We start from the raw sequence: 15,228 nt of genomic DNA, 5'->3' as shown, positions 1-15,228 counted from the left end.
GGGCGCGTGAGCGCAGCAAAAAACCGGCCCACCGTGAGGTGGACCGGTTCAGTGCAAGCGAACCAGCAGTGGCCGCGCGCTGGCGGTTGTCAGCGCGTGACCTTGCCGGCCTTGATGCACGAGGTGCAAGCGTTCACGCGCTTCGGCGTCCCGCCCACCACGGTACGGACGCGCTGGATGTTGGGGTTCCAGCGACGGGACGTACGGCGGTGCGAGTGCGAGATGTTGTTGCCGAAGCCCGGCCCCTTGCCGCAGACGTCGCAGTTGGCAGCCACGGGTCACTCCAAAGACTTCAGATGCACTTACGGTGGATCCCGGCATGCCGGGATCAAGATCTAGGATCTGAGTGGCGGTGCCAGGGGAAGACCCGATCAGATCGGGCAACTGGAGCAGCATACAACGACTGCGTCCGGAGAACGAAACTACCATGGCTGCCCCGGGCTCCGTCCCGGCCCTCGTCAGGGCCCCCTACCGCCAGTAACCCGTCCTGGGTCTACGCTGCGTCCCACGTCCAGCAGCTCAAGGAGGCGCAGGTGCCGCAGGTGCCGCAGACATTGGATGCTCTCGCGGTGCGCACCTGGTGCGGTCTCGCGCTGGAGACGCTGGGGCGGGCGCGCGAGGAGATCGACGCGATCAATGTCTACCCGGTGGCCGACGGAGACACTGGGACGAATCTGTATTTGACGGTGGAGTCCGCGGCCGCGGCCGTCGAGGCGGTGTTCGCGGGTCATGACGCTGTGTCCGCCGTTGTTCTGCCCACGGGGACGTTGCGGCCCACCCTCGCCGACGCCGTGCGGGCGATGGCGCACGGGGCGCTGATAGGAGCCAGGGGCAACTCCGGGACGATCCTCGCGCAGCTGCTGCGCGGCATGGCGCAGGTGCTCGCCACCGAGAGTGACACCGCTCACGCCGATGGCCAGGGTCTGCGGCTCGCCCTCCGGCACGCCGCCGACTCCGCGCGCCAGGCCGTCGCGCACCCCGTGGAGGGCACGGTGCTCACCGTCGCCTCGGCCGCGGCCGACGCGGCCACCGGTGCCGAGGGCGATTGCGGCATGGTCGCGCGCGCGGCGTACGAGGGGGCGCGGGCGGCCCTCGCGGCGACCCCCGGACAACTGGCCGTCCTGGAGCGCGCCGGTGTGGTCGACGCGGGCGGGCGGGGGCTGGTGGCGGTCCTGGCGGCCTTGGTGGAGACGTTCACGGGGGAGGCGCCGGAGCCCGCGGAGATCCACGCGCGCGTGCAGGAGGTGGAGCCCGTGCCCGATGTCATCGGCGTCGGCATCGGCGGAGTGCACCCCGACGTGTGCGCGGACGCGGTGCCGGAGGAGGACGGGCCCGCCTTCGAGGTGATCTACCTGCTGGAGGCGGAGGACGCGGCAGTGGACCTGCTGCGGGACCGGCTCGACGGCCTGGGGGACTCGCTCGTCGTGGTCGGCGGGGACGGGCTGTGGAACGTCCATGTGCACGTGGACGACGCGGGCGCCGCCGTGGAGGCGGGCGTCGAGGCCGGGCGGCCGTACCGGATCAGGATCACCCACTTCGGGCTCGGGGACGCTCACACCACGCGCGCGGGCGGGCGGCCGCCCCGGGAGCGGGCGCAGCGCGCCGTCGTGGCGGTCGTGCCCGGCGAAGGCCTGGCCGGGCTGTACGCGGAGGCCGGCGCGACCACCGTGCTCGCGCGGCCCGGGGAGCCGCCCGCCAGCGGTCAGCTCGTCGAGGCCGTACGGCGGGCCCACGCGCGTGAGGTGGTGCTTCTGCCCAACGACGCCGAGCTGCGCCACACCGCTGCGGCCGCCGCCGAGCAGGCGCGGGCGGACGGCGTCCGGGTCGCGCTGATCCCGACCCGCTCCGCCGTGCAGGGCATCGCCGCGCTCGCCGTGCACGAACCGGAGCGCCGTTTCGACGAGGACGTCGTCGCCATGACCTCGGCGGCCGGTGCCACCCGTTACGCCGAAGTCGCCGTCGCCGAGCGGCAGTCCTGGACCATGGCCGGCATCTGCCAGGCCGGTGACGTCCTCGGCCTCATCGACGGCGATGTCGCCGTGATCGGCTCCGACATCACCGTCACCGCCGAAACCGTCCTCGACCGCATGCTCGCCGCCGGCGGCGAAATGGTCACCCTCGTCCTCGGCGACGAGGCCCCCGACTCCATCGCCGCCCATCTCGAATCCCGCGTACGGGAGTCCTACCTGGCCGTGGACACGGTGGTGTACCGGGGCGGGCGCCAAGGGGCGTTGCTGCTGATCGGTGTTGAGTAGCTGCCCCTACCCGTCCCTTCCCCCCGGGTACGGGACGGGCAGGGGCGGCGGGGGCGAAAAACCCACCCCACCAGGCATACCTCAGCCTTCCGAACGCGCCCGCATCAGCTCCAGCATGTTCTCCGCCTCCGCGCGCCGCGCCACCGCGGTCTCCCCGTCCAACCCCGCGTACGCGGAAAGCACCGCACGCGCGCGTGCGGACGCCGCGGCGGGACGCCGAAGGTCGGCCTCCAACCACCCGGCCGCGAGCTCGGCACCGGTACGGTCGTCGAGGCCGTGCTCCCCGAGGGAGACGAACACCGAGATCGCCCGCGTGACGTGGGTGAGGGCCTCCTTGAACGCCCCCCGAGCGGAAGCCTCCTCGGCGCCGTCGGGGACGGAACGGGCCACGAGGTCGCCGAACTGACGGCAGGTGTACCCGAGTTCGGCGACGAGCCGGTGACGCGCGTCCTCGCCGTCCGGCGAGCCGGCCGCGGCGGGCACGCCGGCGACCGCCGACTCGCACTCCCGCACCGCCTCCGCCATCAACTCCCGCGCCCCGTCGAGCCCCACATCCGTACGGGCCGCGGCCCACGCACGGGCCCGCAGCGACCGGACCAGCCCGTGGACGTTGCCGAGGTCGCGCCAGAGGTCTCCGGCGCGGGCGTATGCCTGGTCCGCCTGGGCGGTCAGCCCGGCGTGACCGAGCGCCTCGGCGGCGAGATGGGCGAGCATCGCGTGGTCGCGCTGCTCGGGCCAGTGCCGGGCGATGTCCGCGGCCCGCAGCCAGTGGCCGGCGGCGTCACGGTGTTCGCCGAGCTCGGTGAGACAGTCCCCGAGCCACCACCGCGTCTGCACGATCGCACCGTCACCGTGCATGTCGGTGGTCAGATCGGGCAGTGCCGACTCCAGCACCTCGGCGGCTTCGGCCCACCGTCCCTGACGGAGCAGGAAACCGCCGAGCTGGTGGCGGGCCCAGGTGCCGAGCGTGGGACCCTGGCCCGCCTCGTCGGCCCAGTGCGCGGCCTCCAGGGCGTGCTCCGCGGCGGGCCCGAACTGCCCGGTTGCGCCGAGGATTTCGGCGAGCTGCAAGTGCAGCTGGGCGTGGCCCGTCGCCTCCAGGTGTGCCCCGCCGTGCTCCAGTGCCGCGCGCGCCGCCCGCTCCGCCGTTTCCGCGTCGCCGAGGCGCAGGGCAATCCCCGCGAGCCGGGACTCGTATTCCACCGCGAACCATGGCAACCCGGCCGTCACGAACGCCTCCGCGGCCCGCGAGAGCAGCTCCGCGGCCGTCTCGGCGTCCTCTACGCGCGCCGCGAGCTCCCCGAGCATCGCCCACGCCTCCGCGGCCCGCGAGGCCAGCGCCACGTCCGCGATGTGCGGCTCGGCGAAAGCCAGCAACTCCCGCGCGGCTTCCTCAGCAGCGCCGAGAATGTCATCCCCAGCCTCATCCCCATCCCGAGAAGCGAACTCGACGCCCGCCCCGCCCCCCACCTCATCCACCCGATGCATCAAGATCCGCGCCCGCCCCACCAGCACGGACGCCGTCTGAGACACCCCCGTCCCGCCCCCCTCGAAGAGGGCGAGCACCTTCTCGTACAGCTCGGAGACGGCCGCCAGGGCCTCCTCCGTCCCGCCGGACAGGGCGCCGACGTACGCCGCGCGGGCGCGGGCCGCGAGGGCCTCGCCGGGGTCGCCCGCCTCGGCGTACAACTCGGCCGCGCGATGAAAGAGCTCGATGCCGTCGGGACCGCGCCCCATCGCCGCGTGGTCGGCGATCTCGGCGCGGTCGCGGACCTCCAGCTCGTGGCCCTCGGCGGCGCGCGAGACCGCGGCCCAGGCCTCGACGGCGTCCGGGCTCCGCAGGCCCGAGAGCCGCCGCGCCTCGGCGAGCAGCGCGGAGAGGTCCGGCTCGGCCGAGGGTTGCGCGGCGGTGCTCGGCCGGGGCGCGGGCGCCGACGTGCGCGCGGGGCGCGTAGAGCGGACGCCCAGCGGCAGCCGGTCCACGAGCGCCGGCTGATCCATCCGCGCGCGGGCGCGCTCACTGACGTACGACGTGCCGTTGCGCGCGTCGAAGCGCGCGGCCAGCGAAAGCGCCTCCCCGCGCGCGTGGACGGCGAGTTCGCCCGCGGTCCACGCGCGCCCGGCAGGGCCCGGCACGGTCCGTTCGCCGAGTCCGAGCTCGGTCAGGCGGTCCATGAGCAGGGCCGTCACGGCCATGAAGTCGAGCTTGCTGCGCGGGTCCCCGGAGTCGGTGAAGTACGCGGGCCGCTCGGCGACCAGCTCCAGGGCGCGCGCCTCGTTGCCGGAGAGCGCGCAGAACTCCATGTGATCCGCGTACGCGCTGCGCATGCTCTCCATGGCGCGCACCAGCCGGAAGCCCCGCAGATGATGGGCGCGCGCCTCGTCCACCCGCCCCAGGCGCAGCAGGGGCACCAGGGAGGACGCGAGGACGGTGTGCGGCTCATGGGCGCAGGTGTACTCGCCCTCCAGGACCGGGCGCCACAGCTCCAGCGCCTCCGTGTCGGCGTCGCGCTCCGCGCGCCACCACCCCTGGCTGTGCAGCTCACACGCGTGGCAGTCGGCCATGGTGTCCCGGTCGGCGGCCAGCCAGGCGACGTACGCCCGCTCGGCGCGCTCCAGGTCGCCCAGGTGGGCGGCGACGCTGAACTCGGCGCCGCGCACGGCCCGCTCGGAGTGGCCGGCCAGCCGGTAGCGGTGCTCCATCTCGCCGAGCCACTTCTCTATGGAGGCGAGCGGAATGTGCGGCTGGTCCAGCATTCCGGCCGACATCCACTTGAAGACCCAGTGCAGCGAGTGGATCTCGTACTCGTCGAAGTCCTCGGGGCGCTCGTCCCACATGCGCAGCAGGCGCGCGAAGGGGACGAACATCTTGTCCTTCTCGGAGCTGTAGTTGTAGACCTTCAGCTGGTGTCCGAGCGCCTCGATCACGGCGAGCGGGATGTTCAGCTTCTCGGCCTCGACGAGCAGCTGCTCCGCGCGCGTGTTGCGGGCGGGTCCCTCCGGCTGCTCGTAGTTGTCCGCCATCGCCTGGCGCAGCGTGTCGAAGTCCATGGCCTGGCTGCTCACCGGTGGTCGTCCTTCCCGGGGTCGGTGTGGGTGGCCCACTCCAGGAGGCCGATGAACGCGCGGTTGAGGAGCGCGGAGTCCGCGGGTCGCAGGGGACGCTGGGCCATCAGGAGGGCCTGCCCGTAGAGGGACTCCGTGGCGGTGCCTATCAGCTCCGGGTCGCTGAGTGAACTGATCCTTCGGATCAGTGGGTTGAGGTGGTTGAGGACCAGGCGCGCGCGTGGAGCGCTGCCGCGCAGCGAGCCGAGGATGCCCGCCCACAGGTCGTCGGCCTGCTCCTCGGCGTCCGCGCGGGCCTGCTCGTGGCGGGCCGCCCGGTCGTCCAGGTGCAGGGCCGGGACCGAGAGCGGGTGGAAGGCGCGCAGCACCACGTCGCAGCCCAGGGGGTCGAGTTTGGCCCGTGCGGCCGCCAGGAAGGCCGACAGCGCCAGTTCCTCGGCCGGGTCGACGGCGTCCAGGTGCGCCGTCACGGTGTCGGCGTCCAGCTCCGAGACGACGGTCCCAGGGCGTACGGACGGCAGCGCCTCGATCAGCTCGCTGTCGTACGTGTAGCCGCCGTTGATGACCCCGACGCCCTGCGCGGAGGCGATCGGCGCGACCTGCCGGTACTCCTCCACGGTCCGCGTGAAGTGCACCACCGGGTGCCGCTGCGCGAACTCCTCCAGGGACAGCCGCCCGTCGGTCGTCTCGAAGGGCAGCCACGGCAGCATCGTGCGCAGCATCTCCTTGTCGTGCCGCGCCAGGGACTTCACGCCCAGGTAGTGCACCGACAGGAAGGCGGCCAGCCGCTCGGGATCACCGGCGGCGAGCCCGGTCAGCCAGGAGCGGACGCGCTCGCCCAGCGCCTCCCGCACGGCAGCGAGCGTCTCGTCCTCGTACAGCGACTCGCGCGACGCGGTGGGCCGCAGGCTGTCCGTGTCGAGGACACAGCGCACGAAGAACGCCCAGTCGGGCAGCAGCTGTTCGGCCCGCTCGGTGAGCAGCATGCCCTTCAGGTGCACGCGGTGGCCGGCCCGCTGGGCCGGGCTGACCGCGGACGGCAGGACGTACGCCACGCCCCGGATACCGGCGAGCGGCACGTCCAGGTCGATCGAGTCCAGCGGAGTGAATCCGAACAGGTCGTGGCAGTGCCGGGCCAGGGCCACCCTTCGGGTGGCGGGGCTCGGGTACGCGCGGTCCCAGGGCGCCGGAAGGTCCGTGATCGCCTCGTCGCCGACGCGCACGTCGTACGGCAGCAGCGACCCGAAGTCCCGCGCCAGCGACCGCACCCGCTGCTCGGTGAGCCACTCGCCGGTCCCGGCGCGCGCCACCAGGTGAACGGTGGTGCCCGGTTCGGTGCGCGCCTCCTGCGGCAGCGTCCGCACGGTGTACGAGCCGTCGTCGGCCGCCGTCCACTCCACGGGCGGCGCGTCGGGCGTACGCGCGCTGCGGCTGACGACCCGGATGCGCTCGGCGACGACGAAACACGCCAGCAATCCGATGCCGAACTGCCCCAGGAACTCGGAACGCGCCGCCTGAAGACCGTCGTTCCGCTTGGAACTGCGGCCGATGGTCGCGAGGAGGCTGTGCACGTCGGACTCGGTGAGCCCGACACCGGAGTCCTCCACCCGCAGGGTGCCGCTCTCGGCGTACAGCCGGACCGTGGCAGGCGCGTCCGGCTGCTCGGCCCGCCGCGCCGTGATCGCGTCCACGGCGTTCTGCAGCAGCTCGCGCAGATAGACCTTGGGACTGGAGTAGAGGTGATGGGAGAGCAGGTCCACCAAACCGCGCAGGTCGACCTGGAACGTATGAGGTGACTGAGGTGCCTGGGATGACTGTGAGGTCTGGGAGTCCATCGTCGCAGCGCCGTCGGTGGGGGGACGGGCGACGGCGCGGGGTCGGGCGGTCCCGGGGGACGGTGACCGCGGAGCGGGCCGGAGCGCGCCATGCTAGGCCCAGAACGACCCGCCTGACCAGCGGATTTCCAGGACGTATACGGCATTGTCAGTGCCGTGGTGTGCAATGGATCTCGTGCCCGTGCTCGAAGAACCACTGAAGAAGGCGCTCGGTCCCGCCACCGCGAAGGTGATGGCCGAGCACCTCGGCCTGCACACCGTCGGCGATCTGCTGCACCACTATCCCCGCAGATACGAGGAGCGAGGGCAGCTCACCCACCTCGCCGACCTGCCCATGGACGAGCATGTGACGGTGGTCGCCCAGGTCGCCGACGCGCGCCTGCTCACCTTCGCCTCGTCCAAGGCCCCGCGAGGCAAGGGCCAGCGCCTCGAAGTGACCATCACGGACGGCAGCGGCCGCCTCCAGCTGGTCTTCTTCGGCAATGGCGTGCACAAGCCCCACAAGGACCTGCTCCCCGGCACGCGCGCGATGTTCTCCGGCAAGGTCTCCGTCTTCAACCACCGCCTCCAGCTGGCCCATCCGGCGTACGAGCTGCTGCGCGGCGACAGCGACGAGGCGGCCGAGACCGTCGACTCCTGGGCGGGCGCCCTCATCCCGATCTACCCGGCCACCGCCAAGCTGGAGTCCTGGAAGATCGCCAAGTCCGTCCAGACGGTGCTGCCGAGCGCCCAGGAAGCCGTCGACCCCCTCCCGGACTCCCTCCGGGACGGCCGCGGTCTGGTCGCCCTCCCCGAGGCCCTCCTCAAGATCCACCGCCCGCACACCAAGGCGGACATCCACGACGCGCGCGCCCGCCTCAAGTGGGACGAGGCCTTCGTCCTCCAGGTCGCGCTGGCCCGCCGCCGCCACGCCGACGCCCAACTCCCGGCCGTCGCACGCAAGCCCAAGCCCGACGGCCTCCTCGCCGCCTTCGACGCCAAGCTGCCCTTCACCCTCACCGAGGGCCAGCAGAAGGTCTCCAAGGAGATCTTCGACGACCTCGCCACCGAGCATCCGATGCACCGGCTGCTCCAGGGAGAGGTGGGCAGCGGTAAGACGATGGTGGCCCTGCGCGCCATGCTCGCCGTCGTCGACGCGGGCGGCCAGGCCGCGATGCTCGCCCCCACCGAAGTGCTCGCCCAGCAGCACCATCGGTCGATCACGGAAATGATGGGGGAGTTGGCGGAAGGCGGCATGCTCGGAGGGGCCGAGCACTCCACCAAGGTCGTGCTGCTCACCGGTTCCATGGGGGCGGCGGCCCGGCGACAGGCGCTGCTCGACCTGGTCACCGGGGAGGCCGGGATCGTCATCGGTACGCATGCGCTGATCGAGGACAAGGTGCAGTTCCACGACCTGGGCCTGGTCGTGGTGGATGAGCAGCACCGCTTCGGTGTCGAGCAGCGCGACGCCCTGCGTGGCAAGGGCAAGCAGCCCCCGCACCTGCTGGTCATGACCGCCACGCCGATCCCGCGCACGGTCGCGATGACCGTCTTCGGCGACCTGGAGACCTCCGTCCTGGACCAGCTCCCCGCCGGGCGCTCGCCGATCGCCAGCCATGTCGTCCCGGCCGCGGACAAACCGCACTTCCTTACGCGCGCGTGGGAGCGCGTGCGTGAGGAAGTGGAGAAGGGGCATCAGGCGTATGTCGTCTGCCCCCGCATCGGTGACGAGGAAGACGACCCGAAGAAGAGCGGCAAGAAGAAGTCCCCCGAGGACGAGGCCGAGAAGCGCCCGCCGCTCGCCGTCCTCGACGTCGCCGACCAGCTCGCCAAGGGCCCCCTGCACGGACTCAAGGTCGAGGTCCTGCACGGCCGTATGCAGCCCGACGACAAGGACGCCGTCATGCGCCGCTTCGCCGCCGGCGAGACCGACGTCCTGGTCGCGACCACCGTCATCGAGGTCGGGGTGAACGTGCCGAACGCCACGGCGATGGTGATCATGGACGCCGACCGTTTCGGCGTATCGCAGCTGCACCAGCTGCGCGGCCGCGTCGGCCGCGGCTCGGCCGCCGGCCTCTGCCTCCTGGTCAGCGAGATGCCGGAGGCGAGCCCGGCACGCCAGCGCCTGAACGCGGTGGCGTCCACGCTCGACGGCTTCGAACTCTCCCGCATCGACCTCGAACAGCGCCGCGAGGGCGATGTCCTCGGTCAGGCCCAGTCCGGCGTCCGCTCTTCGCTGCGCATGCTCGCCGTCATCGACGACGAGGAGATCATCGCCGAGGCCCGTGAGGAGGCGGCCGCGGTCGTCGCCGCCGACCCGGACCTCACCGGTCTCCCCGGCCTGCGCACCGCCCTGGACGCCCTCCTCGACGAGGAGCGTGAGCAGTACCTGGACAAGGGCTGAGAGACGGTGAGCACCACCGCGACAGGGGCTGAGAGACTGGACCCGACACACCACCAGCGCAAAGGACCCTCATGACCCGCGTGATCGCCGGCCGGGCCGGTGGACGCCGTCTGGCCGTCCCGCCGGGCACCGGCACCCGGCCCACCTCCGACCGGGCGCGCGAGGGCCTCTTCTCCACCTGGCAGTCCCTGCTCGGCGGCCCTCTGGAGGGCGAGCGCGTCCTCGACCTGTACGCAGGTTCGGGCGCCGTCGGCCTTGAAGCGCTCAGCCGCGGCGCAGGGCACGCCCTCCTGGTCGAGGCCGACGCCCGCGCGGCCCGGGTCATCCGCGAGAACGTGAAGTCGCTGGGCCTGCCCGGCGCCGAAGTCAGATCAGGCAAAGCGGAACAGATCATCCAGACGCCGGCGCCGGCGGACCCGTACGACCTGGTCTTCCTGGACCCGCCGTACGTCGTCTCGGACGACGATCTTCGCGAGATTCTGCTCACACTCCGCACGCAGGGCTGGCTCACGGCCGAAGCCCTCGTCACCGTGGAGCGCAGCACCAGAGGCGGCGAATTCGAGTGGCCGGACGGCTTCGAAGGGATCAGGGCCCGTCGTTACGGCGAAGGGACGTTTTGGTACGGTCGCGCCGCCTCTACGTGCGAAGACGCACGATGACCGGACCGGAGAGCGAGGGAACTGAAGTGCGCCGCGCCGTCTGTCCGGGGTCATTCGACCCCATCACCAATGGACACCTCGACATCATCGCCCGCGCCTCCAGGCTGTACGACGTCGTGCACGTCGTGGTGATGATCAATCAGTCGAAGCAGGGCCTGTTCACCGTCGACGAGCGGATCGAGCTGATCCGCGAGGTCACCGCCGAGTTCGGCAATGTGCAGGTCGAGGCCTATCACGGCCTGCTCGTCGACTTCTGCAAGCAGCGCGACATCCCCGCCATCGTCAAGGGTCTGCGCGCGGTCAGCGACTTCGACTACGAACTCCAGATGGCCCAGATGAACAACGGCCTCTCGGGCGTCGAAACGCTGTTCATCCCGACCAGCCCCACCTACAGCTTCCTTTCCTCCTCGCTGGTCAAGGAGGTCGCGAACTGGGGCGGCGACATCTCCCACCTGGTGCCGCCGGTGGTCCTCGAGGCGCTCAAGGGGCGGCTCGGCAAGGGCTGAGCGCCTGACAGTCCGTCACCCGGTGTCGGGCGGGGCAGGAGTGGTCGTACAGTCGACCCGTCCGTCTCCATCACAGCTGTAGAGAGTGGCGAGCACACGGTGGACGTGCAGAAGAAGCTCGATGAGATCGTCGCGGCGGTCGGCAGCGCCCGTTCCATGCCCATGTCGGCCTCGTGCGTGGTCAACCGCGCGGATCTGCTCTCGATGCTCGAAGAGGTGCGTCAGGCGCTGCCCGGCTCCCTCGCTCAGGCGCAGGAGCTGATCGGCGGCCGGGAGCAGATGGTCGAGCAGGCCCGTCAGGAGGCCGAGCGGATCATCGAGACCGCGCACGCCGAGCGCGGCTCGCTGATCTCCGACACCGAGGTCGCCCGCCGCTCTCAGAACGAGGCCGACCGCATCCTCACCGAGGCCCGCCAGGAGGCCGAGGAGATCCGCGCCGAGGCCGACGACTACGTCGACTCCAAGCTCGCCAACTTCGAGGTCGTCCTCACCAAGACCCTCGGCTCGGTCGGCCGCGGCCGCGAGAAGCTCCTCGGCACCGGGCCCGGGGTCGACGAGCAGGGGTACGAGGACGAGGACGCCCCCGAGCGCAGCCACGACCCGGAGACCCTGCGCCGCAACGCCGACGACTACGTCGACGTCAAGCTCGGTGCCTTCGAGGCCGTCCTGGCCAAGACCCTGGAGGCCGTCGGCCGCGGCCGGCAGAAGCTGCACGGCCGGATCGCCAGCGACGACCTGGGCGACCTGGGCGCTTTCGCGGACGACGGGATGCCCGCGCAGCACACCAGCGACTCCGACTACCTGGCGGGCCTCGCGGAGCTCGCGGACGCCCCCGAGCAGCCCGCGCAGGCCCCCGAGGTGCCCGCCCAGCCGTCCTACGGGCAGCAGGACGCCTACGCGTACCAGCAGCAGGCGCAGGTCGACCCCTACGGCTATCAGCAGCAGTACGCCCAGCAGGACGCGTACGGCTACCAGCAGGCCGACCCGTACGCCGCCTACCCGCAGCAGGGCTACGACCAGCAGCCGGCGTACGACCAGAGCCAGCAGCAGGCCTACGCCCAGCAGGCGCAGGCCCTCGACGAGGCCAGCCTCTTCGACACCAGCATGATCAGTGCGGAGCAGCTGCGGGCGTACGAGCAGGGGCGCGGCGGTCACTGACGAGGGGGCGCACACCGGCGCACGGGACCGGGAGCGCACACCGGATTGGGCCGAGAGCGAAAGGTCCAGTATCCTGGCTCTTCGGTCGCGCGTACGTCCGCGATCACCGCTGCCCAGGAACACCAAGGGCAGCGCCCCCACGAGCTTCGAAGATCGAAAGCAGGAACGGCTCTGAACACCCACCTCGACCACCGCAACCCTCTCGTGTTCGACACACACGAGCTGGGGCGGCGTCCTGGTGCGCTCCAGCGCCTGACCCGCACGATCGACGCCCCCAAGGATCTCGGGATCCAAGGAGTCATCGGAGTGCCGGAAGGCGCCCCGATGGAGCTTGACCTCAGGCTCGAGTCGGTCATGGAAGGGGTGCTTGTCACAGGCACCGCCCGTGCACGGGCCAAGGGGGAGTGCGTAAGGTGTCTGGAGCCGCTTGAGCAGGAGCTCGAAGCGGACTTCCAGGAGATGTTCTCGTACCCTGACGCCGATGACCGGGGCCGTGTGAAAGCGGAGCCGGCCGACGACGCCGAGGAAGACGAGGACAGGCTCTTCATCGAGGACGGCTTGTTCGACCTCGAAGCCGTGCTGCGTGATGCGGTGGTGCTCGCACTGCCGATGCAGCCGGTGTGCCAGGAAGACTGCCCGGGTCTGTGCTCCGAGTGCGGAGCACGCCTTGCGGACGACCCGGACCACCACCATGACGCCGTCGACATCCGTTGGGCGGCACTGCAGGGACTCGCCGGTTCACTCGAAGATGGCGAGAAGGACGAGATGAGCGGCGAAGCGCCCAAGTCAGCACGCGCCGCCAAGAAGCAGGAGAAGTAGCCGTGGCTGTTCCGAAGCGGAAGATGTCGCGCAGCAACACGCGCCACCGCCGGTCGCAGTGGAAGGCTGCGGTCCCCACCCTGGTTGCGTGCGAGCGCTGCCACGAGCCCAAGCTGCAGCACATCGCGTGCCCCGCTTGCGGCACCTACAACAAGCGCCAGGTCCTCGAGGTCTGAGCGGCTGGTGAGAGGTCTGATGTCTGACGCCAAGGCGGAATCAAACGCCAAGAAAAAGGCGGACAACACAGCCTCGTCCCACACGCTTCTGGAAGGGCGGCTCGGGTACAAGCTCGAGTCCGCCCTTCTGGTGCGTGCGCTGACCCACCGTTCGTACGCGTACGAGAACGGCGGTCTGCCGACCAACGAGCGGCTGGAGTTCCTCGGGGACTCCGTGCTCGGCCTCGTGGTCACGGACACGCTGTACAAGACCCACCCCGACCTCCCAGAAGGCCAACTGGCCAAGCTGCGGGCCGCGGTGGTCAACTCGCGTGCGCTGGCGGAGGTGGGCCGCGGGCTCGAACTCGGCTCCTTCATCCGGCTCGGCCGGGGCGAGGAAGGCACGGGAGGCCGGGACAAGGCATCCATCCTCGCCGACACCCTTGAAGCGGTGATCGGCGCGGTCTATCTCGACCAGGGTCTGGAAGCGGCGGGCGAACTCGTCCACCGGCTCTTCGATCCGCTGATCGAGAAGTCGTCGAATCTGGGTGCGGGCCTGGACTGGAAGACCAGTCTCCAGGAGCTCACCGCGACCGAGGGGCTCGGCGTGCCCGAGTACCTGGTCTCGGAGACCGGCCCGGATCACGAGAAGACCTTTACTGCTGCCGCCCGCGTCGGAGGCGTCTCGTACGGCACCGGCACCGGCCGCAGCAAGAAGGAAGCGGAGCAGCAGGCCGCGGAGTCCGCGTGGCGTGCGATCCGCTCCGCCGCGGACGAACGCGCCGAGGCGGCCAAGGCCGCCGAGGAGCAGGCGGCTCAGGCCGCCGAGGGGACCGCCGATACCCCCTCGGCTCCGACGAGCGATCCGGCCACGGCCTGATTCCTTCGCAACCGCAGTAACCGAAGTAAGCGAAGTAAGAAGTAAACGAAGTAAGCGAACCCCGTCGCAACGCGCCTGCGCTGCGGCGGGGTTCGCCTTTTCACGACCACTTGGGCACGGGGTACGCTGCGGGCGGCCCCCCATACCAGCCCCTCCGGAGGAGCACCGTGCCCGAGTTGCCCGAGGTCGAAGTCGTGCGGCGGGGCTTGGAGCGCTGGGTCAGCGGGCGAGTCGTGAAAACGGTCGAGGTACTGCACCCGCGCGCCGTGCGGCGGCACCTGGCGGGGCCCGACGGCTTCGCGAAGGCGCTCGCGGGGCAGCGCGTGGGAGAGGCTCGGCGCCGCGGCAAGTATCTGTGGCTGCCCCTCGACGACTCCCCGTACTCCGTGCTCGCGCACCTGGGCATGAGCGGCCAGCTCCTGGTGCAGCCGGAGGACGCCCCGGACGAGAAGCACCTGCGCATCCGCATCCGCTTCGAGGACGACCAAGGCACCGAACTCCGTTTCGTCGACCAGCGCACCTTCGGCGGGCTCTCCCTGCACGAGAACACCCCGGACGGCCTGCCGGACGTCATCGCGCACATCGCTCGCGACCCGCTCGACCCCCTCTTCGACGACGCCGCGTTCCACACGGCGCTGCGCGCCCGCCGTACGACGATCAAGCGCGCCCTGCTCGACCAGTCGCTGATCAGCGGCGTCGGCAACATCTACGCGGACGAGGCGCTCTGGCGCTCCAAGCTGCACTATGAACGCCCTACGGGTTCCTTCACCCGGCCGCGCACCGCCGAACTCCTCGGCCACATCCGCGACGTCATGAATGACGCCCTCGCCGCCGGCGGCACCAGCTTCGACAGCCTGTACGTCAACGTCAACGGGGAGTCGGGCTACTTCGACCGCTCGCTCGACGCGTACGGGCGCGAGGGCGAGCCCTGCCGCCGGTGCGGAACGCCGATACGGCGGCGCGCCTGGATGAACCGGTCCAGCTACTTCTGCCCGCGCTGCCAGCGGGCGCCGCGCGTGACGCCGTAGTCAGCCGCGCGTCAACGCCGTAGTCAAGCGCTCGTCAGCGTGCACGCGTCGCGTCGTAGCGCTCGCGGGCCTCCAGGACGTCGTCCATGCGGCCCTCCATGAAGCGGATGAGGGTCAGCAGGCACTCGGAGACCTCGCGGCCGAGCGGCGTGAGCGAGTAGTCGACGCGCGGCGGGTTCGTGGGCTGTGCGTCGCGGTGCACCAGGCCGTCGCGCTCCAGCGCCTGCAGTGTCTGGGAGAGCATCTTCTCGCTGACGCCGTCGACGCGGCGGCGCAGCGCGTTGAAGCGGAACGTGCCGTCGTACAGCGCCCCGAGCGTCAGCGCGCCCCAGCGTCCGGTGACGTGCTCCAGCGTGCCCCGGGACGGGCAGCTCCGGGCGAACACGTCGTACGCGAGGTCCTGACACTCACCGCTCTCGGTGGTCTGCACGGTGGCTGGCATGGATTCACCATACTCTGACGCAGCGCTAACCAGAAAGGTGCA

12 protein-coding genes and 1 pseudogene are annotated in these 15,228 nt (G+C 71.2%); 9 read left to right on the top strand and 4 right to left on the bottom strand.

The genetic code is table 11. The features are described 5' to 3' along the window. Positions 1-89: 89 nt before the first annotated feature. On the bottom strand, positions 90-275 hold the full coding sequence (rpmB, locus tag ACZ4WS_RS36035) for a 50S ribosomal protein L28 (RefSeq protein ID WP_037741545.1): 186 nt from the start codon (positions 273-275) through the stop codon (positions 90-92). Positions 276-533: 258 nt separating this feature from the next. On the opposite strand from rpmB, the gene ACZ4WS_RS36030 reads away from it, so the two are divergent. Continuing rightward, on the top strand, positions 534-2,255 hold the full coding sequence (locus ACZ4WS_RS36030; RefSeq protein WP_467987079.1) for a DAK2 domain-containing protein: 1,722 nt from the start codon (positions 534-536) through the stop codon (positions 2,253-2,255). Positions 2,256-2,336: 81 nt separating this feature from the next. On the opposite strand, the gene ACZ4WS_RS36025 is transcribed toward ACZ4WS_RS36030, so the two are convergent. Then, on the bottom strand, positions 2,337-5,306 hold the full coding sequence (locus ACZ4WS_RS36025) for a tetratricopeptide repeat protein (RefSeq protein WP_467987118.1): 2,970 nt from the start codon (positions 5,304-5,306) through the stop codon (positions 2,337-2,339). 11 nt (positions 5,307-5,317) lie between these two features. Then, positions 5,318-7,156 carry an HSP90 family protein gene (locus ACZ4WS_RS36020; protein ID WP_467987077.1) on the bottom strand — a complete coding sequence of 613 codons (1,839 nt, stop codon included), beginning with the start codon at positions 7,154-7,156 and terminating at the stop codon, positions 5,318-5,320. A gap of 166 nt (positions 7,157-7,322) precedes the next feature. Here ACZ4WS_RS36020 and recG point away from each other — a divergent pair, with 166 nt between their 5' ends. From recG to mutM, 8 genes and pseudogenes are all read left to right on the top strand, one after another. Continuing rightward, positions 7,323-9,539 (top strand): ATP-dependent DNA helicase RecG, encoded by a 2,217-nt coding sequence (gene recG, locus ACZ4WS_RS36015; protein ID WP_467987076.1) that lies wholly within the window; start codon positions 7,323-7,325, stop codon positions 9,537-9,539. Positions 9,540-9,607: 68 nt separating this feature from the next. After that, positions 9,608-10,198 (top strand): annotated as a pseudogene (gene rsmD / locus ACZ4WS_RS36010) (16S rRNA (guanine(966)-N(2))-methyltransferase RsmD); the annotation flags it as partial. A gap of 26 nt (positions 10,199-10,224) precedes the next feature. Further along, complete coding sequence (gene coaD, locus ACZ4WS_RS36005) at positions 10,225-10,704, top strand: pantetheine-phosphate adenylyltransferase (RefSeq protein ID WP_467987116.1); 480 nt, start codon at positions 10,225-10,227, stop codon at positions 10,702-10,704. Positions 10,705-10,803: 99 nt separating this feature from the next. After that, positions 10,804-11,862, top strand: a complete 1,059-nt coding sequence (locus ACZ4WS_RS36000; protein ID WP_467987074.1) for an ATP synthase F0 subunit B — start codon at positions 10,804-10,806, stop codon at positions 11,860-11,862. Positions 11,863-12,033: 171 nt separating this feature from the next. Beyond that, positions 12,034-12,681 (top strand): YceD family protein, encoded by a 648-nt coding sequence (locus tag ACZ4WS_RS35995; protein ID WP_467987115.1) that lies wholly within the window; start codon positions 12,034-12,036, stop codon positions 12,679-12,681. A gap of 2 nt (positions 12,682-12,683) precedes the next feature. Then, positions 12,684-12,857 carry a 50S ribosomal protein L32 gene (gene rpmF, locus ACZ4WS_RS35990; protein WP_006139588.1) on the top strand — a complete coding sequence of 58 codons (174 nt, stop codon included), beginning with the start codon at positions 12,684-12,686 and terminating at the stop codon, positions 12,855-12,857. Positions 12,858-12,876: 19 nt separating this feature from the next. Next, positions 12,877-13,716 carry a ribonuclease III gene (rnc, locus tag ACZ4WS_RS35985; protein ID WP_467987072.1) on the top strand — a complete coding sequence of 280 codons (840 nt, stop codon included), beginning with the start codon at positions 12,877-12,879 and terminating at the stop codon, positions 13,714-13,716. 167 nt (positions 13,717-13,883) lie between these two features. Next, the gene (gene mutM, locus ACZ4WS_RS35980) at positions 13,884-14,744 is read left to right on the top strand and encodes a bifunctional DNA-formamidopyrimidine glycosylase/DNA-(apurinic or apyrimidinic site) lyase (protein WP_467987070.1); all 861 of its coding nucleotides are present in this window, start codon (positions 13,884-13,886) and stop codon (positions 14,742-14,744) included. Positions 14,745-14,778: 34 nt separating this feature from the next. On the opposite strand, the gene ACZ4WS_RS35975 is transcribed toward mutM, so the two are convergent. After that, positions 14,779-15,186, bottom strand: coding sequence for a winged helix-turn-helix transcriptional regulator (locus tag ACZ4WS_RS35975; RefSeq protein ID WP_467987068.1), 408 nt, complete (start codon positions 15,184-15,186; stop codon positions 14,779-14,781). Positions 15,187-15,228: the final 42 nt, after the last annotated feature.

The organism is Streptomyces sp. NPDC029292 (genome assembly GCF_055569295.1).
The sequence above is the reverse complement of the archived record's forward strand: the minus strand, read 5'-3'. Positions and strand labels throughout refer to the sequence as shown.

Excerpts from the sequence above, each read along its gene's own strand:
- ACZ4WS_RS35975 (WP_467987068.1), bottom strand. The coding sequence starts at position 15,186 with ATGCCAGCCACCGTGCAGACCACCGAGAGCGGTGAGTGTCAGGACCTC.
- recG (WP_467987076.1), top strand. The coding sequence starts at position 7,323 with ATGGATCTCGTGCCCGTGCTCGAAGAACCACTGAAGAAGGCGCTCGGT.
- ACZ4WS_RS36020 (WP_467987077.1), bottom strand. The coding sequence starts at position 7,156 with ATGGACTCCCAGACCTCACAGTCATCCCAGGCACCTCAGTCACCTCAT.
- rnc (WP_467987072.1), top strand. The coding sequence starts at position 12,877 with ATGTCTGACGCCAAGGCGGAATCAAACGCCAAGAAAAAGGCGGACAAC.
- ACZ4WS_RS36025 (WP_467987118.1), bottom strand. The coding sequence starts at position 5,306 with ATGGACTTCGACACGCTGCGCCAGGCGATGGCGGACAACTACGAGCAG.